This window comes from Caulobacter sp. LARHSG274 (genome assembly GCF_052871235.1).
The window spans coordinates 375,972-393,921 of sequence record NZ_JBIXJO010000001.1 but is presented as its reverse complement, the minus strand read 5'-3'; the positions used below and the strand labels follow the sequence as shown (position 1 = coordinate 393,921).

Sequence of the window (17,950 nt, the reverse complement as noted above, 5' to 3'; positions counted from 1 at the left end):
TTTGCGCTATTAGGGGGCGATGACCGCCGCCTCCCCCGCCGCTGCGCCTGACCTCGGGCCCGACTATTCCATCGTCGTTCCCGTCTTCGACGAGGGCGGCGCGGCCCCCGCCCTGGCCCGCGAGATCGCCGCCGCCTTCGCCGGCGAAAGCCACGAGATCATCTTCATCGACGACGCCAGTCGCGACGACACCAAGGCCCTGCTGGCGGCGCTGAAGGCCGAGATCCCGCAGCTGCGGGTGCTGTCGCATCGCAAGAACTCCGGCCAGAGCCGCGCCGTGCGCAGCGGCGTGCTGGCGGCCCGCGCCCCGATCATCGTCACCCTGGACGGCGACGGCCAGAACGACCCCGCCGACGCCCCGCGCCTGGCCCGGGCCCTGAAGGCCGCCCCCCAGGACCTGGCCCTGGTCGGCGGCGAGCGGGTCAAGCGCCAGGACAGCTCGGCCAAGCGCTTCGCCTCGAAATTCGGCAACGGCGTGCGCAAGCGGCTGCTGCGCGACACCGCCAACGACACCGGCTGCGGCCTCAAGGCCTTCCGCCGCGAGGCCTTTCTGCGCCTGCCCTATTTCGATCACATCCACCGCTACATCCCGGCCCTGATGCTGCGCGAGGGCTATCGGGTGGACTTCCAGCCGGTCAACCACCGCCACCGCGAGACCGGCGTGTCGAAATACACCAACTTCGGCCGGCTCAAGGCCTCGGTGTCCGACCTGCTGGGGGTGATGTGGCTGCAGACCCGGGCCCGCAACCCGCAAGGCGTCGACGAGGTCTAGGCGCCCCGCGGATTGCGCCGCTTCACCGAACTCCCGAAACCGGCTAACCCTGGTCGACCGCCCTGGGGAGAGCCAAAGCCATGTTCGCCGCCTTTCCGCTGCTGGCCCTGCCGGTGCTGGTCTACAACCTGATCGTCCTGACCTTCGCCGGCGGCTTCACCGCCAACGCCGCCCAGTACCGGCTGGCCGAGCAGCTGTTCACCATCCACATGACCTCCAAGGCCGACTGGGCCGTCAGCCTGGGCGATCTGCTGCTGGCCGCCTCGCTGGTGGTGCTGTTCGTCGAGCTGCTGAAGTCGACGACCAGCCGCAAGATCGCGATCATCAACCACTCGCTATCGATGGTGCTGTTCATCCTCTGCCTGGTCGAGTTCCTGCTGTTCCCGGCTTTCGGCTCGTCAGTGTTCTTCCTGCTGACGCTGATGGTGCTGCTGGACGTGCTGGCCGGCTTCATCGTCACCATTGTCTCGGCCCGCCGCGACATCGACTTTCGGGACGCGCCCTGAACCGGTCAATTTCGGCGAGACGTCGGGCCGCGTTCTGAGCATCCTGCCGCCTGCAGCTTCCGCAGGATCACGAGCATGGCGTCCAAACCCGACATCTGGCTGGCGGCCGGCCTTCGCACCCCCTTCGCCAAGGCCGACGGGGCGCTGAAGGCCCATGACGCCATCGCCCTCTCCGTGCCGGTGGTCCAGGCCATGCTGGCTCAATTGGCGCAGGCCGGGGGCGCGCGGCCGGACTTCGCGGTCTGGGGAACGGTGATTCCCAACCTGACCTGGAGCAACATCGCCCGCGAGGTGCTGCTCGACGCCGGGGCCGATCCGGCCATCCCGGCCTTCTCGACGATCATGGCCTGCTCGACCAGCATGATCGGCGTCATCGAGGCGGCCGGCATGATCGACGGCCGCGGCCGCGACCTGGCTCTGGTCGGCGGCGTGGAGAGCATGAGCAAGGTCCAGGTCGGCGCCAGCATCGCCTTTTCCGACTGGCTGAAGGGCTTCCAGGGCGCTCGCACCGTCGGCCAGAAGCTGGCGCACTTGGCCCGGTTGAAGCCGTCGGACCTGAAGCTGTGGATCCCCAAGGTCGCCAACCGCACCACCGGCCTGTCGATGGGCGAGCACACCGAGATCACGGCCAAGCAGTGGCGGGTGTCGCGGGCCGACCAGGACCAGGTCGCCTTCGAGAGCCACCAGCACGCCGTGGCCGCCTGGAGCGCCGGCTTCTTCGACGACCTGGTGATCCCGGTCGGCGATCTCAGGCGCGACGCCATTCCGCGCCCGGATTCGACCCTGGAGAAGCTGGCCAAGTTGCCGCCGGCCTTCGACAAGGCCAGCGGCCAGGGCACGCTGACGGCCGGCAATTCCTCGCCCCTGACCGACGGGGCGGCGGCGATCTGGGCGGCGTCGCAGGCCGGTCTGGCGCGGCTGCCGGCCGAGATTCCCCGCGTGCGGGTGGTCGACCATGAGGTCACCGCGATCGACCTGCGCCACGAGGGCCTGCTGATGGCCCCGGCCTATGGCGTGCCGCGGATGCTGGCCCGCAACGGCCTAGCCTATGACGATGTCGGCCTGTGGGAGATCCACGAGGCCTTCGCGGCCCAGGTGCTGTCGCACATCGCCGCCTGGGAGGACGCCGGCTTCCGCCGCGACAAGGCCGGGGTCGATCGCGACTTGGGCCGGTTTCCCCGCGAGCGGATGAACCCCACCGGCGGCAGCCTGGCGCTCGGCCATCCGTTCGGCGCGACCGGCGCGCGGATCCTCAGCCAGACGGTCAAGGAACTGGCCTCGCGCGGCCCGGGCGAGAAGGCGGTCGTCAGCATCTGCGCCGACGGCGGCCAGGGAACGATGATGCTGCTGGAGGCGGGGTAGGGGGAGATTGGGGCGGAATCCGCTTTCACCCCCGTCTCCCCGGCGAAGGCCGGGGCCCAGATTCAGCCGTGGCGCCGGAGGCCTATCCCAAACATACCACCCTATGATCTGGGCCCCGGCCTTCGCCGGGGAGACGGAATAGGATGGCCTTCCCGTCCCTAGGTCAGGGCCGTGAAGATCAGCGTCACGACGGCAATGTCGAAGAAGCGGGTGACGATGCTGAGCAGCATGATGGGTCTCGGGGCCTGGAAACCCCCTCGACCAAGCAAGACCGGCGCCAACCGGAGCGCCTGGCGCGGGCGGCGGCTCCGGAGGCCGAACGGACCTTAGATTTCGGTCTTCTTGAGCAGGCCCGCACGGGGGCGGCGGTCCGCCGGGCCGGAATATTCCGTGCCGAGATAGGTCGAACGCGCCGCGTCGAGCACTTCCTGCCCACCGCGCAGGCCGCGCTTCTGGCCGCTCTGGCCCATCAGGTGGGCGGCGAAGGCGGCGAACATCCCGCGGCGGGGCGGCGGCGGGGAGGCCTGTTGCTCGTCACGCACGAAAGTCACGTCTTCGCCGTCCGCCTCGGAACGGTCCTCGTCGCGCGGGGCGGGCAGGGCCCGGCGCGCGGGGCTGACGCGCCGGATAGGGTCGATCGGACCGGTCATGGTGAAAACCCTAGCCGCCGACCGTTAAGAACGCATGGGCCGGCGTGGTTAAGGCGGGGTCAGGACTTGGTGGCCAGCTTCTCGATCTGCTGCTGCATGGCTTCCAGCTGGCGCTTGAGGTCGGCCAGGGAGTCCTCGCTGGGCTGCGGGGCGGGGGCGGCCGGCTCCGTCGGCGCGGCGGCGGCGGCGGGGGCGTCCTCGGGCCGGGCGTAGGCGAAGGGCGAGAACATCTTCATGGCTCGGTCGAACAGCGCCATGTTCTGGCGAATCTGCTCTTCATAGACCCCGATGCCCGGCATGCCCTTGACCGCGCCGCCGATGCCCGGCGTCAGACCTGAGAACTGGGTGCGCATCCGCTCCTGCTGTTTGGTGAAGCTCTCCAGCGACATCTCCAGATAGCTGGGCAGGAAGGCCTGCATGGAGTTGCCGTAGAAGCCGATCAACTGGCGCAGGAACTGGATCGGCAGCAGGTTCTGGCCGCCGCCGCGATTCTCTTCCTCGAAGATGATCTGGGTCAGCACCGAGCGGGTGATGTCGTCGTTGGACTTGGCGTCATAGACCACGAAATCGACGCCCTCCTTGACCATGTCGGACAGGTGTTCGAGCGTGACGTAGGAGCTGGACGCGGTGTTGTAGAGGCGGCGGTTGGCGTATTTCTTGATGACGACCCGCTGGCCAGCGGTCTTTTCGCCCGGGCCAGGTTTTTTGTCGGGGGTCGAGGTCGTATCGTCGTTTTCGTTGTTCTCGGACATTTCGTTCCCTAGGACAGCGTTGTCTCCGCCTTTTCGCATCGCACTATCGCGGATGCAAAGGCATGGCGCCAGTGCCGCGAGGCCTTGGAAGACGCAACAAGCCGTGAAAATGTGCCGGTGACGAACCTTGCTGCTTTATGCAAGGTGTCGCTGCACTGCAAAAACACCGGCGCCGCACCTGCGAAGCGCCTGAAATTACGTCACGGGAGCTTTCCGCCATGAGCGACATCGTCATCGTTTCCGCCGCCCGCACGCCGGTCGGATCCTTCCTCGGAGCGCTGTCCAGCCTGCCGGCCCACGAGTTGGGCAAGGTCGCGATCCAGGCCGCGATCGAGCGGGCCGGCATCACCGCCGCCGAGGTCGACGAGGTGATCCTGGGCCAGGTGTTGCAGGCCGGCGCCGGCCAGGGTCCCGCCCGCCAGGCCTCGGTCAACGCCGGCATCCCGGTCGAGAGCCCAGCCTGGAGCCTCAACCAGCTGTGCGGCTCGGGCCTGCGGGCGGTGGCCCTCGGGGCCCAGCAGATCGCCGACGGCTCGGCCGAGATCGTCGTGGTCGGCGGCCAGGAGAGCATGAGCCAGGCTCCCCACGCCCAGGCCCTGCGCAGCGGCCAGAAGATGGGCGACCTCAGCTTCGTCGACACCATGATCAAGGACGGCCTGTGGGACGCCTTCCACGGCTATCACATGGGCCAGACCGCCGAGAACATCGCCAGCCGCTGGCAGATCACCCGCGAGGCCCAGGACCGCTTCGCCGTCGCCAGCCAGAACAAGGCCGAGGCCGCCCAGAAGGCCGGCCGCTTCGAGGGCGAGATCGCCCCGGTCACCATCAAGGGCCGCAAGGGCGACACCGTGGTCAAGGACGACGAATTCATCCGCCATGGCGTCACCTATGAAGGCATCGCCGGCCTCAAGCCCGCCTTCACCAAGGACGGCTCGGTCACCGCCGCCAACGCCTCGGGCCTCAATGACGGCGCCGCCGCCCTGGTGCTGATGAGCGCCGACGAGGCCAAGAAGCGCGGCCTGACCCCGCTGGCCCGCATCGCTTCGTGGGCCAATGCCGGCGTCGCGCCCGAGATCATGGGCACCGGCCCGATCCCGGCCAGCAAGAAGGCCCTGGAAAGGGCCGGCTGGACGGTGTCGGACCTCGACCTGATCGAGTCCAACGAAGCCTTCGCGGCCCAGTCGCTGTGCGTGGTCGGCGAGCTGGGCCTCGACCCGGCCAAGGTCAATGTCAACGGCGGGGCCATCGCCATCGGCCACCCGATCGGCGCGTCGGGCGCGCGCATCCTCACCACCCTGGTCCACGAGATGAAGCGCTCGGGGGCCAAGAAGGGCTTGGCGACCCTGTGCATCGGCGGCGGCATGGGCGTGGCCATGTGCGTCGAGGCGGTCTGAACCAAGAAATCTTCGTGACGTCGCCGACGAGGGCTTGTCCCTCGTCGGCGACTGCGCTCAACCCATAAGAACACTTGCGGGAGAACATGATGGCGAGAGTTGCGTTCGTGACCGGCGGCACCCGGGGCATCGGTCGAGCGATCTGCGAACGGCTGGTGGCCGACGGGATGAAGGTGGCGGCCGGCTATTCCGGCAACGAGGAGGCCGCCGCGGCCTGCGCCAAGGCTCTGGGCGTGATGGTGGTCAAGGGCAATGTCGGCTCCTTCGACGACTGCGCCGCCGCCATCAAGACGGTCGAGGCCGAACTGGGCCCGGTCGAGGTGCTGGTCAACAACGCCGGCATCACCCGCGACGGCATGCTGCACAAGATGACCTACGAGCAGTGGTCGGAGGTCATTCGCGTCAACATGGACAGCGCCTTCAACATGACCCGCCCGGTCATCGAGGGCATGCGCGAGCGCGGCTGGGGCCGGATCATCAACATCAGCTCGATCAACGGCCAGAAGGGCCAGATGGGCCAGACCAACTATTCGGCCGCCAAGGCCGGGCTGATCGGCTTCACCAAGGCCCTGGCCCTGGAGAACGCCAAGAAGGGCGTCACCGTCAACGTCATCTGCCCCGGCTATATCGACACCGAGATGGTGGCGGCGGTGCCGGAGAACGTCCTGGCCGGGATCATCGCCGGCATCCCCGTGGGCCGCCTGGGCAAGGGCGAGGAGATCGCCGACATGGTCGCCTTCCTGGCCGGCGAGCGGGCCGGCTTCGTGACCGGCGCCACCCTGACAGTGAACGGCGGCCAGTACATGGCCTCGTAAAATCTGACGTTAACCTTGAGGAAGCGCGCCTGACGCCGCGGACGGCTTGACGGCGTCGCTTCCGCCGGTTTCCAGTACTGGCGGGGCGCAGGTGTTTCATCAAAGCAACACCTCGTCTTTCAAAAGGGTGCGTGGCGGGAACAAGGTCTTTGACGTCCAAGATTCGCCCTAGTCGCGGGGCATCACCTCGAAGATGAAGATTCACTCGGCGGCGAGGACGGGGCCAAGCGGCCGGGCGATCCTGCTGGCGCTGGCCCTGGCGGCCTGCTCCGGCGCCGCACAGGCAGGACAAGCGGGGGTCAGCCTACGCGACGTGTTCGGCAACCGTGGCGCCGCGGAGTCGCGCAACACCGCCGCCCCGCCCGTCGCCCGCTATGTTTCCGAGACCGGCGCCGCCTTCGTGCTTGACCGGGCCGCCCCGCAGCCGCTGCTGAAATTCGAGAACAGCGCCGAGGTCTGGGTGCTGTCGTCGCAGCCGGCCCCGCGTGGCGACGTGATCTACAAGAACGAGTTGGGCGAGCCGGTGCTGCGGGCCACCAAGCTGGGCGGCATGACCCTGTTCACCGCCGAGCGGCCGGGCGGCGACGCCGCGGCGCTCGATGGCCGGGCGGCCTCGATCCGGCCGCCGCCGTTCATCTCGGTAACCGCCCTGTTCCAGCGCCTGGTCCAGGCCAGCGCCCGCGCCAGCCGGGCGGCCCAGCACCGCGTCTCGTTCGAGACCGTCGACGACGCCACCCCCGGCACCTCGGTGCTGGTGGCCGACACCGCCACCGTCACCGCCGAGGCCTTCGAGAAGATGGCCCGCAACGGCGACCGCGGCCTGCTGGCGCGCGTGGCCCGGGTGCTGCTGGCCGAGGGCCACAAGCCTGGGGCCAACCTGAAGGGCGGCGACCTGACGGTGACCTACGCCCCCGGCAAGGGCCTGGCCGGCCGGCCATCGTCCAAGCGGATCATCAAGATCGTCAACAAGTAGAGCGCATTGCGTCCTTCGAGGCTCGCCTGACGGCTCGCACCTCAGGATGAGGAATTCAGCAACAACGCTCCTCATCCTGAGGCGCCCGCACAGCGGGCCTCGAAGGACGCACAGTCTCACCCCAGCCGCTTGCGGACCTGGATGAACAGGTAGGGCTCGAACGGCAGCGAACGGTACTCGACCCGATCGACGATATTGTCGGCCCGCGAGCCGCGATAGATAACCCGCTCGCGCGTGACATTGCGCGAGGTCCAGTTGGAGAGGGTGGTGCGCACCGTCAAGTCGGCGCTGGGCTTCCACTCGACGAAGCCCTCGAAATATTGCTCGAAGCGTTGGGTGCGGACTTCGCCGAGGCGGAAGCGGCTGTACTCGTTCGGGCAGTTGGTTGACGCGCCCCAGCTCCATTTGCCGCTGGGCATGTCGCGCGTGAAGCTGAGGTTGCAGACGAAGGGCGTGGCGTTGGTGATGCGGCGCTTGTCGAAGGTGACCGGGTCGGTGACCTCGCTGTCGAACCAGCTGAAGCGGGCCTTCACCTGGCCGCCGGAAATCCCCAGCTTCTGGGTCGGCAAGGTCATCAGGATCACGAACTGGTCGGACCGGCCCGAGCCGATGTTGCTCGGCGCATCGCCGCCGCCGACCAGGGGCTTGTAGTCGACGGCGTCGGAAATCTCCGCATGGGTCAGGGTCGTCGAGATCGAGCCTGCGCCCCAGAACCGCCGCTCCCAGGCGACTTCGCCGACCCACGAGCGCTGGGGCTCCAGATTGGCGTCCGCGCCGTCCTGGCTGCCGGCCGTCAGGTCGGCCGAGGCGATGAAGTCGCCGAAGTCCAGCTGTCCGACCTCGCGCTCGACTCGTACGCGCAGCTGGTCGACGCTGTTGGGGCTCCAGGTCGCCAGCACTCGCGGCTTGGGGTAGAAGAAGCTGCGCTCCAGATCGACGCCGCCGGTCTGGGTGATGCGCGAGATCTCCATCCGCGCGCCCGCCTCGATCACCAGCCTGGGACTGGCCCGCCAGACGGCCTTGCCGGCCGCCTCGCCGCGCAGCTCCTCGACCTTCACCTGCGGCGGACCGATGTCGACCGGGGCGCCGTTGACGTCGTAGCGGATGTCGCCGTCCAGGACGTTGTAGGCGCCCTCCAGGCTGCCCTCCAGCGACAGCGCCTGCGAGCGGCGCTGCTTGACCTCGCCCCGCAGGATGCTCTCGGCGGTCTTGTCGCGCTCGCGATAGATCTCGGTGCGTCCCGGCGCGAAGAAGGTCGAGCCATAGGTCTCGTCGCCAAGGTTCTGCAGGAACACCAGCTGCAGGTCGGTGCGCGGGCCGAGCTTGGCGTCGTAGCGGGCCCCGAACTCGCCGGTCCATTCCTTCTCGGTCTCGCCGCTGTCCTGGCGGCCTGGGCCCGGCTGGTACCGAGTGTAGACGACGTCGCGATCGTACGAGAAGTACTCGACCTTGCCGTTGACCCGGACCTTGCCGCCCGGCGCCGCGCGCTGGATCGCGCCGCGCGCCGCATAGTTCTGGATCTGGTCGTAGCCCTTGACGGCCTCGCGGATCGTCGGGCGGCCGTCGGGGAAGCTGGTCACCCGCGCGCCGCCATCGAAGGTCTGGTCGGTGCGGTCGACGGTGGCCTTCAGCGAGCCCTCGATCTCGTTGACGCCGTCGCGGCGCGAAGCCTGGAACTCCAGCAGCGGGCCGAACAGGCCGTCCGGATAGAGATAGGTCTGGATGTTGGCGACCTTCTCGACCTGCACGGTCGACTTGATCACGACATTGGCCAGGATCGTCTGGCCCTGCATGTCGATTCCGGGAGCTCCGCCGCGGATCAGCTCCACGCGCTCGACGGCCGAGGCCGAGATACGGGTGAGGATGTCCCGGAGGTTCTCGCTCTTGGTGGTCGGACGCTCGCCATTGACCAGCACATTGCCGGCCGTGCCGGCGAAGCCGCGGGCGGTGTCGCCGCCGTCCAGGCGAAAACCCGGCAGGCGGGTGACCATGTCCAGGGCGGTGCTGGGTCGCTGGGCCTCGAAGAAGCTGGGCGGATAGACGGTGACGCCACGCTCGGCGGTGGCGGCGATCGCCGGGGTTTCGGAGGGCGGGGGCGCCGGTTCCTGGGCGCCGGACGAGGCCAGGCCCAGGGCGAGGATGACGGGACCAAGACTCATACGCGTTTCCCCCAAAGCCGGTTGGCCGCGAAGGTGGAGCTCCGTCCGCTCCGGAAACAGTTACAAAACCGAAAGGTGGATTACATTTGTGAAATGTTTTCGCCGATAAGTTTGGAATCCGGGGCGACAACGGCAATAGGAGAGCGACGTGACATTCGACGCCTGGAACGATCATCACGACGCGCTTCTTCAGGGTCTGGAGATCGACATCGCCAGCGGGAGCGTCTCAATCCGCCTGCTGTCGTATCCGCATCCCGAGGCGTCCGAACGCGTGGCGGTGGAAATCGAATTTTCGGAGGTGACCGCCGTGAACGTCGCGGCTGATTTGACCGAACTGGCACAGAATGCTTTTGCGGGGCACGTCGGCCAAGCCAGAATCGCTGACGGGCCGGGAACATCGTATTTCTATCTCGTCGAAGGGTACCTGGCGGTTACGTCCAAGGCGACTGCACGCCACCGATCGGCCACCTGAAAGCGGAGCCTCGGTGAGGAGCTATGAATTATCCAGACGGGCAGTCCGTCCGCATCGGAGATCAGGTGTCGCTCGGTGAGGCCCCCGGGCTGGTGGTCTGCTCGATCGACGGCGAGGGCTACAGCGAAGCGTTCCCCGAAAGCGACTGGGGATATCTGGGGCGAGGGGTGATCATCGACTTCCCAGAATTCGGTCTGGTTCACTACGTTGAACCAGAACCGAACTTGCGCTTGATCGGTCGGGCGCGCGGCCAAACTGAAGGCGCCTAAACCGCCGTCCCGCCCACCGTCAGCCCCGTGATCTTCAGCGACGGTTGGCCCACGCCCACCGGCACGCCCTGGCCGGACTTGCCGCAGACGCCGATGCCGGGGTCGAAGTCGAAGTCGTTGCCGATCATCGTCACCTTCGTCAGGGCGGAGGGGCCGTCGCCGATCAGGGTGGCGCCCTTGACCGGGGCGGTGATCTTGCCGTCCTCGACCAGATAGGCCTCGGTGCACTGGAAGACGAACTTGCCGTTGGTGATGTCGACCTGGCCGCCGCCGAAGTTGGCGCAGTAGAGGCCGCGCTTCATCGAGGCGATCATCTCGGCCGGGTCGTCATTGCCGGCCAGCATGCCGGTGTTGGTCATGCGCGGCATGGGGATGTGGGCGTAGGACTGGCGGCGGCCGTTGCCGGTCGGCGCCATGCCCATCAGCCGGGCGCTCATCCGGTCGTGCATGTAGCCGACCAGTATGCCGTCCTCGATCAGGATCGTGCGCTCGGTCGGGGTGCCCTCGTCGTCGATGGTCAGCGAGCCGCGGCGGCCGGGGATGGCTCCGTCGTCGAAAACCGTGACGCCCTTGGCCGCCACCCGCTCGCCGATGCGGCCGGAGAAGGCGCTGATGCCCTTGCGGTTGAAGTCGCCCTCCAGGCCGTGGCCGACCGCCTCGTGCAGCAGCACGCCGTTCCAGCCGGGGCCGAGCACCACGTCCATCTCGCCGGCCGGGCAGGCGACGGCGTCGAGATTGACCAGGGCCATGCGCAGGGCCTCGTCGACCTGCTCCCGCCACTTGTCCGGACTGATCCAGGCGGCGAAGCCGGCGCGGCCGCCGGCCCCCGAGGAGCCGGCCTCGCGGCGGCCGTCCTTCTCGACCGTGACCTGGACATTGACCCGCACCAGCGGCCGCACGTCGCGCAGCAGCCGGCCGTCGGCCCGCAGGATCTCGACCACCCGGCGCTCGCCGGCCATCGAAGCCATCACCTGGACGACGCGCGGATCGCGGGCCCGGGCGAAGGCGTCGATCTCCTGCAGCAGGGCGACCTTGTCGGAGAAGGCGGGGGAGGAGACCGGGTCGTCCTCGCCGTAGAGCCGCTCGTTGGTGGCCCGCGGGGCCTCGGCGCTGACCCCGTCATAGCCGCGGCGGGCCAGCTTGGCCGAATCGGCGGCCCGGCCGATGGCGGCCTCGGAGATCTCGGCCGAATGGGCGTAGCCGGCGGTCTCGCCGGCCACCACCCGCAGGCCGAAGCCCTCGCCGGAATCGTAGGAGGCGCTCTTCAGGCGGCCGTCGTCGAACACGAAGGCCTCGCTCTCGGAGCGTTCGACGAACAGTTCACCGTCGTCGGCCCCGGCGAGGGCCTCGCCGAGCAGGGCGCGAGCGCGTTCGGGATCGACGCCGGCGGCGGCCAGCAGGGACGGGGCGGTCATGGGAGCGGTCATGGCCTACAGGTAAGCGTTTCGTCCGCCTCCGTCACCACCCCAGCGACGATTCGCTTAGGCGATGTCCGGTTCGGCCCCGACCAGCACCTCGGCCCGGCGGGTCACGGCCGACAGCTGGGCGGCCCAGGTCTCGACCAGGGCGTCGGGGTCGTCGCCGCGGCCGGCGGCGGTCGGCGCGCTCCAGACCATGGCGGCCCTGGCGAACGGCAGGGGGATGACGGTGCGGTCCCACGAGCCCAGGCGGATGCAGGGCTTGGCGGCCAGGCCGACGAAGATCACCGGCGCCCCGGTCGCCCGGGCCAGGGACGGGGCGCCCTTCTCCATGCGCTCGGCCGGGCCGCGCGGGCCGTCGGGGGTGATGGCGATCCCGCCGCCGTCCTTGACCCACTTGATCATGTCGCGGAAGGCCTGCTCGCCGTGCTTGTTCTTGGCCGGGTCGGTCTTCTTGGTCGACGAGCCGCGGATGGCCGGGAAGCCCAGCTTCTCGACGGTCTGGGCGATGAACTCGCCGTCGGCCGAGCGCGAGATCAGGGCCCGCATGTCCTGACGCTCGGGGCTCTGCGGCCAGGTCAGCGGCGACATCGGGATGCGCGCATGCCAGAAGCACAGGATCGCCCCCGCGCCGGTCTCGCGGCCCTGAGCCCAGACCGCCTCGGCGTGTTCCTGGCCCTCACGGGTCAGGCGCAGGGTGCGGAACACCAGCTTGGAATAGCCGGCGAAGATCGACGAGACGATCTGGATCACCAGCGGCCAGCGCAGCGGTCTCAAACCGCGGCCTCCGGCAGGTGGTCCAGGTCCTGGGCCTTGGCCAGACGGGCGTAGAGACCCTTGTGGCGCACCAGCTCGGCATGGGTCCCGGTCTCGACCACCCGGCCCCGGTCGATCACATAGATGCGGTCGGCGTCCTTCACGGTCGACAGGCGGTGGGCGATGACGATGGTGGTGCGGCCGGCCATCAGCCGCTCCAGCGCCGCCTGCACCTGGGCCTCGCTTTCAGTGTCGAGGGCGCTGGTCGCCTCGTCCAGCAGCAGGATCGGGGCGTCCTTCAGGAAGGCGCGGGCGATGGCGATGCGCTGGCGCTGGCCGCCCGACAGCCGCGTCCCGGCCTCGCCGACCTGGGTGTCGTAGCCCAGCGGCAGGTCGGAGATGAACTCGTGGGCCGCCGCCTGGCGCGCCGCGGCCTCGATCTCGTCCTCGGCGGCGCTGGGCCGGGCATAGGCGATGTTGGCGCGGATGGTGTCGTCGAACAGGAACGGCTCCTGGGTGACCAGGGCGATGCGGTCGCGCAGGGAGGCCAGGGTCACGCTGCGCACGTCATGGCCGTCGATGGTCACCGCCCCGGCGGTGACGTCGTAGAAGCGCGGGATCAGGTTCAGCAGCGAGCTCTTGCCGCCGCCCGACGGGCCGACGAGGGCGACGGTCTCGCCGCGCCGGGCCTGGATCGAGACGTCGTGCAGCGCCGGGGCGTTGTCGCCATAGGCGAAGCTGACCTGGTCGAAGACGATGGTCGCTTCGCCGGGGGGCAGGACCTTGGCGTCGGCGGGATCGACGATGGCCGGCTCGACGTCCAGCTGTTGGAACAGTCGGCGGGCGGCGGTGAAGCCCTCGCTGAACACCGTCTGCAGGTTGGCGACTTGGCGCAGCGACTGCAGGGCCGCGCCCAGGGCCGCCACGAAGCCGGTGAACATGCCGGCGGTCATGCCGCCCGTGCTCGCCCGCCAGCCGGCATAGACGATGACCAGGGCGATGATCAGCGTCCCGAACGTCTCGGTGGCCGGGGCGGCCATGGCCTTGGCGTTGGAGCCCTTGATCAGGTGGCGCTGGCGGCGATCGACGACGGCGGCCACGCGGCCTTCCTCATAAGCCTCGCGGTTCTCCATCTTGACGATCTTGATGCCGTCCAGGCTCTCCATGATCGCGGTCGAGAGGTTGGAGGTCTCGCCCATGGCGCCCTTGGCCGCCTTGACGGTCTTTTTCGAGAACCGCCGCATGGCCAGGCTGGCCACGGGGCCGATCACCAGCACGCCGGTCGCCAGGATCGGATCGAGGCGGTACATGACGACCAGCTGGGCGATCACGGTCAGGAATTCGCGGGTGTAGTTGACCACGCCGCTGGTCGCCGCCTCGCGGACCAGGGTGGCGTCGTAGAGCACCGACGAGACGTAGGAGCCGGAATGGGCCCCGCGCAGCCGGGCCAGATCCGAGCGCACCAGCTTGCCGAACAGGCGCACCTGGATGTCCCCAACGATGCCGTTGCCGATGCGGTTGATGGCCGTGGCCTGGACCACCTGAAACAGGCCGCGCGCCAGGGCCATGGCGACGATCAGCGACGGGATCCACACCATCGCTCCCGGTTTGTGGTGGGTGATCAGGTCGTCGACGGCGATCTGGAGAATGTAGATCAGCGCTCCGGTCAGGGCGGCGACGATCGTGGCGCCCAGCAGGGCCGCCGTCAGCCCCTTCCAGCGGGGTTTGAGGTACTCGCGCCAGATCCGCGCGGCGAGGTCGCGGTTGGTGGCTGGCGGCGCGGCGGGGCTGGTCATGGGGGCAGGGGTCGGATTTCGCGCGGGAGGTGTCAAGCGGCGCTGTGGCCCAGCAATGCGGCGGGGGTGCGGCGCTGTGGCTTTTGCATTACAGGGCTGTGGCGCCTACTTAGGCCTCGTCATCGAAGGAACGTCCGTTGCCCGGCTACGACCTGACCACCCGCTGGGGGCGGTTTCGCACCTATCTCCACTATCTGTGGAACGACCACGCCTATCTGCGCCTGGGCTTCAAGAACGACCACTGGGTCAGCCCCGAATTGGTGCGCACCAATCAGCCGTGGCCGCACCAACTGGCGGAATGGAAGCGGCGCGGGATCAAGACCGTCATCAACCTGCGCGGCGGTTTCGACGGCAGCTTCTACGCCCTGGAGAAGGACGCCTGCGAGCGGCTGGGCCTGAAGATGGTCGACTTCGTGATCACCTCGCGCGAGGTGCCGATCAAGGAACGGGTGCTGGGCGCCCGCGACCTGTTCGAGTCGATCGAGTATCCCGCCCTGATGCACTGCAAGTCCGGCGCGGACCGGGCCGGGATCATGAGCGTGCTCTACGCCCACTACCGCCTGGGCTTGCCGATCGCCCAAGCCCAGGAGCAGCTGTCGTTCAAGTACCTGCACATCAAGCAGGGCAAGACCGGCGTGCTGGACTATGTGTTCGACCGCTACCTGGCCGACGCCGCCCCCAAGGGCCTGACCTTCACCCAGTGGGTGGAGGGGCCCGACTACGACCCGGTGGCGATGAAGGCCGACTTCCGAGCGGGGATGATCGGCGGGATCGTCACCGAGGGAATCTTGCGGCGGGAGTAGTTTCAGAATCTCCCTTCCCCCTTGATGGGGGAAGGGTCGGGGATGGGGGTGACGCGGCGGTTCCGCGGGCAAGACCCCAGTCATCCCCAACCGACCCTCCTCTTTCGAAGAGGAAAGGGCTTCCGGTTCAGGCTTCCAAACTCGGATCCAGCAGCCTGTGGGCGTGGATGATGAAGTAGCGGGCGTGGGCGTTGTCGACGGTGGCCTGGGCCTTGGCCTTCCAGGCGGCGTGGGCCTCGGCGTAGCTGGCGTAGGCCCCGACGAACTCGACCTTGGACAGGTCGCGGAATTCGATGTCGGAAACGTTCTTCAGTTCGCCGCCGATCACGAGATGAAGAAGCTGCTTGTCGGGCATGGGTTGGAAGATCCTGCGCGGAAGTTATCGTTGTGGCAGGTCGATATGCCCGACACGTGACAGGATCAACGGGTGAAGCGCGCGATTGGCGCAAACCAGGCTCGGGAGCAGCGGAATCGCCTCGTTATAGGCGAAGCCGCGGCCGAGGTGATCGGTCAGAGCGGCGCCGGCCTCGGCGCAGATCAGGTCGGCGGCGGCCAGGTCCCACTCGTTCTTCGGCGACATGGCGATGGCGGCGTCGAAGGTCCCCGCAGCCACGAGGCAAAGGCGGTAGGCGATCGAGTTGCGGCTCTCGACCCGCATCGGCGGCCAGGGCGCGGGCCAGGCGGGATGGGCGAACATCTTGGCGTCGCCGAGCATGGCCGCGCCTTCCAGGTGGACGGCGGCGCTGGGCGCGATCGGGACGCCGTTCAGGGTGGCCCCGCCGCCGGCCCGGGCGGCGTAGGTCTCGTCCAGGGCCGGGGCCAGGACCACGCCGGCGACCGGCCGGCCGGCCTCGACCACGGCGATCGACACCGCGAACCACGGCTTGCCCTTCAGATAGGCCGCCGTGCCGTCGATCGGGTCGACCAGGAACTGGCGGGCGGTGTCCAGGCGGGCAGGATCGTCGACCGTCTCCTCCGACAGCCAGCCATAGTCGGGCCGGGCCTGGCGCAGCCGGGTCTTGAGCAGGGCGTCGACGGCGAGGTCGGCGTCGGTGACCGGCGAGCCGCCGTCCTTGGACCAGATCTTCAGGCCCTTGTCGCGGGCCGAAACCGCCAGGGCCCCGGCCTCGCGGGCGGCCTCGAGGATCAGCTCCAGGTCGGTCATTTGCCGGCGATGGCCAGGGCGTCGACCAGCAGGGACGGGCTGTTGCTGGCCCCGCGGATCTCAAGATCCGATCCGGGGATCAGGCGGGCGTAGATGTCGATCAGGTTGCCGGCCACGGTGATCTCGGTGACCGGACCGGTCGAGACGCCGTTCTCGAACCAGAAGCCCGAGCAGCCCACCGACCAGTCGCCGGTGTTGCCGTTCAGCGACGGGCCGAACATCGAGGTCACCAGCAGCCCGGTCCCGGCGTCGGCCATCAGCCCGGCCAGGTCGCGCTCGCCCGGCTGCAGGGTCAGATTATGGGTCGAGACGCCCGACGGGCCGGCCAGGCCGCGCGAGGCGTGGCCGGTGCTTTCCAGGCCCAGCTGCCTGGCCGAGCTGATGTTCATCAGCCAGGTGGTCAGCACGCCGTCGTCGATCAGGGCCCGGGCCTGACAGGCCACGCCCTCGTCGTCGAACGGGGCCGAGCCCAAGCCGCGGATCCGGAACGGGTCGTCCAGCAGGGTCACGCCCTTGGCGAAGATCGCCTGGCCCAGCCGATCCTTCAGGAACGAGGTGCCGCGGGCGATCGACGGGCCCGAGATCGCGCCGATCAGCGGGCTGATCAGCGACATGGCCAGGCGGTTCTCGAAGATCACCGGGGCGGTGGTCGAGGCGATCTTGCGCGGGTTCAGCTTGGCGACGGCCAGGCGGCCGGCGGTCGCCCCCAGGCTCTCCGGCGTCGGCAGGTCGGCGGCGTGCCGGACCGAGCGGCCCTCGCCGGCCCGCTCCATGCCCGCGCCCTCGCCGGCGATGGCCGAGGCCGAGACGCCGAAGCCGCTGGCCTGGTGCAGGCCGCAAAAGCCTTCGCTGGTGACGAGCCGCCAGGTCGAGGCGCTCCAGGACGACGAGCCGCCGTCGGAATTGGTCACGCCCTCGACGGCGCGGGCAGCGGCCTCGGCCGCGCGGGCCTGGGCCTCCAGGGTCTCGGCCGACGGCTCGGTCGGGTCGAACAGGTCGAGGTCGCGAAACGGCGCGCGGGCCAGGCGCGCGGCGGGCGCGAGGGCGGCGTAGGGGTCCTCGGGGGTCAGGCGGGCCATGGCCACGGCCCGGTCGATCAGCTTGGCCCGACCCTCGGCCGAAATGTCCGAGCCCGACACCGTGGCGCTTTGTTTGCCGACGAAGACCCGCAGGCCGACGTCGCGGGACTCCTCGCGCTCGACCTCCTCCAGTTCGCCCAGCCGGACGCCGACGGAGAGGGATTGGCGCTGCGCGAACACAGCCTCGGCGGCGTCGGCGCCGGCCTTGCGCGCGGCGGCGAGCATGTCATGCAACAGGTTTTCGTCCATGCGGTCTTATGGACGAGGGGGCGGGGCGGGGGCAAGGCGCCCCGCGGCCCTATCCGATCGCGTAGAACAGCAGCGCCACGCCGCCGAACACATAGGCCACCCAGGTGCAGATCATGCCGATGGCCCGGGGGATCGAGGCGCCGCCGCTGTTGGACAGGCCCACGGCATGGATCAGCCGGCCGGCGAACAGGGTCAGGCCGACCACGTGGATGGCCAGGGGCGGGGCGCCGACCAGGGCCAGGACGATAATCGCCGCCAGGCCGACCGGGATGTATTCGCTGGCGTTGCCGAAGGCGCGAATAGCGCGGGCCAGTTCCGGAATGCCTTCGTCGCCCATGGCGATCTTGTGCTTCTGCCGCAGGCGCACGGTCAGCAGCGACAGGGTCAGCAACAGGAAGACATGCAGCCCCACCCACAGGGCGGCGGCGTGGCCGGAAGCGAGGGTGTCCATCGGTCGTCACTCGTGAAGCGAAATCGAACGAGGCGGCATAAGGCTCAGCGTTCGACGCCGCTGGCAAGCCGGCTCGTCCGAGGCGCGAGGCGAGCCGTTACGCCCCTAA

General features: G+C 69.0%; 19 protein-coding genes. 9 read left to right on the top strand and 10 right to left on the bottom strand.

Features of this window, described 5'->3' with window-relative positions; translation table 11 throughout:
* The first annotated feature begins 19 nt into the window (after window positions 1–19).
* The 3 genes from ACIPQB_RS01835 (at window position 20) to ACIPQB_RS01825 (ending at window position 2,640) form a co-directional block, all read left to right on the top strand.
* Window positions 20–772, top strand: coding sequence for a glycosyltransferase family 2 protein (locus ACIPQB_RS01835; protein ID WP_446483486.1), 753 nt, complete (start codon window positions 20–22; stop codon window positions 770–772).
* Window positions 773–852: 80 nt separating this feature from the next.
* Entirely contained in the window at window positions 853–1,278 is a 426-nt protein-coding gene (locus tag ACIPQB_RS01830; RefSeq protein ID WP_446483485.1) for a hypothetical protein, read from the top strand.
* A 75-nt stretch (window positions 1,279–1,353) separates the two neighbouring features.
* Complete coding sequence (locus ACIPQB_RS01825; RefSeq protein ID WP_446483484.1) at window positions 1,354–2,640, top strand: acetyl-CoA C-acyltransferase; 1,287 nt, start codon at window positions 1,354–1,356, stop codon at window positions 2,638–2,640.
* Window positions 2,641–2,966: 326 nt separating this feature from the next.
* On the opposite strand, the gene ACIPQB_RS01820 is transcribed toward ACIPQB_RS01825, so the two are convergent.
* Window positions 2,967–3,290 (bottom strand): hypothetical protein, encoded by a 324-nt coding sequence (locus ACIPQB_RS01820; RefSeq protein ID WP_446483483.1) that lies wholly within the window; start codon window positions 3,288–3,290, stop codon window positions 2,967–2,969.
* 59 nt (window positions 3,291–3,349) lie between these two features.
* Window positions 3,350–4,042: a polyhydroxyalkanoate synthesis repressor PhaR gene (gene phaR, locus ACIPQB_RS01815; protein ID WP_446483482.1), complete on the bottom strand. Its 693-nt coding sequence runs from the start codon at window positions 4,040–4,042 to the stop codon at window positions 3,350–3,352.
* 218 nt (window positions 4,043–4,260) lie between these two features.
* Between phaR and ACIPQB_RS01810 the strand changes: the two genes are divergently transcribed.
* The 3 genes from ACIPQB_RS01810 to ACIPQB_RS01800 all read left to right on the top strand — a co-directional run bounded on the left by ACIPQB_RS01810 (window position 4,261) and on the right by ACIPQB_RS01800 (window position 7,224).
* A complete protein-coding gene (locus ACIPQB_RS01810; RefSeq protein WP_446483481.1) occupies window positions 4,261–5,436 on the top strand; it encodes an acetyl-CoA C-acetyltransferase in 1,176 nt (391 codons plus the stop codon).
* An 89-nt stretch (window positions 5,437–5,525) separates the two neighbouring features.
* Window positions 5,526–6,251: an acetoacetyl-CoA reductase gene (gene phbB, locus ACIPQB_RS01805; RefSeq protein ID WP_446483480.1), complete on the top strand. Its 726-nt coding sequence runs from the start codon at window positions 5,526–5,528 to the stop codon at window positions 6,249–6,251.
* A gap of 193 nt (window positions 6,252–6,444) precedes the next feature.
* Window positions 6,445–7,224, top strand: a complete 780-nt coding sequence (locus tag ACIPQB_RS01800) for a DUF4908 domain-containing protein (protein ID WP_446483479.1) — start codon at window positions 6,445–6,447, stop codon at window positions 7,222–7,224.
* A gap of 116 nt (window positions 7,225–7,340) precedes the next feature.
* Here ACIPQB_RS01800 and ACIPQB_RS01795 read toward each other — a convergent pair whose 3' ends face one another.
* Window positions 7,341–9,383 carry a TonB-dependent receptor plug domain-containing protein gene (locus tag ACIPQB_RS01795; RefSeq protein WP_446483478.1) on the bottom strand — a complete coding sequence of 681 codons (2,043 nt, stop codon included), beginning with the start codon at window positions 9,381–9,383 and terminating at the stop codon, window positions 7,341–7,343.
* 148 nt (window positions 9,384–9,531) lie between these two features.
* Between ACIPQB_RS01795 and ACIPQB_RS01790 the strand changes: the two genes are divergently transcribed.
* Window positions 9,532–9,855, top strand: coding sequence for a hypothetical protein (locus ACIPQB_RS01790; RefSeq protein ID WP_446483477.1), 324 nt, complete (start codon window positions 9,532–9,534; stop codon window positions 9,853–9,855).
* Between the two features lie 23 nt (window positions 9,856–9,878).
* The gene (locus tag ACIPQB_RS01785; protein WP_446483476.1) at window positions 9,879–10,124 is read left to right on the top strand and encodes a hypothetical protein; all 246 of its coding nucleotides are present in this window, start codon (window positions 9,879–9,881) and stop codon (window positions 10,122–10,124) included.
* On the opposite strand, the gene tldD is transcribed toward ACIPQB_RS01785, so the two are convergent.
* From tldD to ACIPQB_RS01770, 3 genes are read right to left on the bottom strand one after another with little or no spacing between them, the layout of a single operon-like run.
* Complete coding sequence (gene tldD / locus ACIPQB_RS01780; protein ID WP_446483475.1) at window positions 10,121–11,551, bottom strand: metalloprotease TldD; 1,431 nt, start codon at window positions 11,549–11,551, stop codon at window positions 10,121–10,123. The two genes, ACIPQB_RS01785 and tldD, sit on opposite strands and share 4 nt — an antisense overlap.
* Window positions 11,552–11,605: 54 nt before the next feature.
* Window positions 11,606–12,319, bottom strand: a complete 714-nt coding sequence (locus ACIPQB_RS01775) for a lysophospholipid acyltransferase family protein (protein WP_446483474.1) — start codon at window positions 12,317–12,319, stop codon at window positions 11,606–11,608.
* The gene (locus ACIPQB_RS01770) at window positions 12,316–14,094 is read right to left on the bottom strand and encodes an ABC transporter ATP-binding protein (RefSeq protein ID WP_446483473.1); all 1,779 of its coding nucleotides are present in this window, start codon (window positions 14,092–14,094) and stop codon (window positions 12,316–12,318) included. Before ACIPQB_RS01770 ends, ACIPQB_RS01775 begins: the two co-directional genes overlap by 4 nt.
* A gap of 137 nt (window positions 14,095–14,231) precedes the next feature.
* Between ACIPQB_RS01770 and ACIPQB_RS01765 the strand changes: the two genes are divergently transcribed.
* Window positions 14,232–14,897, top strand: a complete 666-nt coding sequence (locus tag ACIPQB_RS01765; RefSeq protein ID WP_446483472.1) for a fused DSP-PTPase phosphatase/NAD kinase-like protein — start codon at window positions 14,232–14,234, stop codon at window positions 14,895–14,897.
* Window positions 14,898–15,024: 127 nt separating this feature from the next.
* Here ACIPQB_RS01765 and ACIPQB_RS01760 read toward each other — a convergent pair whose 3' ends face one another.
* From ACIPQB_RS01760 to ACIPQB_RS01745, 4 genes are read right to left on the bottom strand one after another with little or no spacing between them, the layout of a single operon-like run.
* Entirely contained in the window at window positions 15,025–15,252 is a 228-nt protein-coding gene (locus tag ACIPQB_RS01760) for a DUF4170 domain-containing protein (RefSeq protein ID WP_446483471.1), read from the bottom strand.
* Window positions 15,253–15,276: 24 nt separating this feature from the next.
* On the bottom strand, window positions 15,277–16,062 hold the full coding sequence (locus ACIPQB_RS01755; protein ID WP_446483470.1) for a 3'(2'),5'-bisphosphate nucleotidase CysQ: 786 nt from the start codon (window positions 16,060–16,062) through the stop codon (window positions 15,277–15,279).
* Entirely contained in the window at window positions 16,059–17,390 is a 1,332-nt protein-coding gene (locus ACIPQB_RS01750) for a TldD/PmbA family protein (protein WP_446483469.1), read from the bottom strand. Before ACIPQB_RS01750 ends, ACIPQB_RS01755 begins: the two co-directional genes overlap by 4 nt.
* A gap of 49 nt (window positions 17,391–17,439) precedes the next feature.
* The gene (locus ACIPQB_RS01745; protein WP_446483468.1) at window positions 17,440–17,841 is read right to left on the bottom strand and encodes an MAPEG family protein; all 402 of its coding nucleotides are present in this window, start codon (window positions 17,839–17,841) and stop codon (window positions 17,440–17,442) included.
* Window positions 17,842–17,950 lie beyond the last annotated feature (109 nt).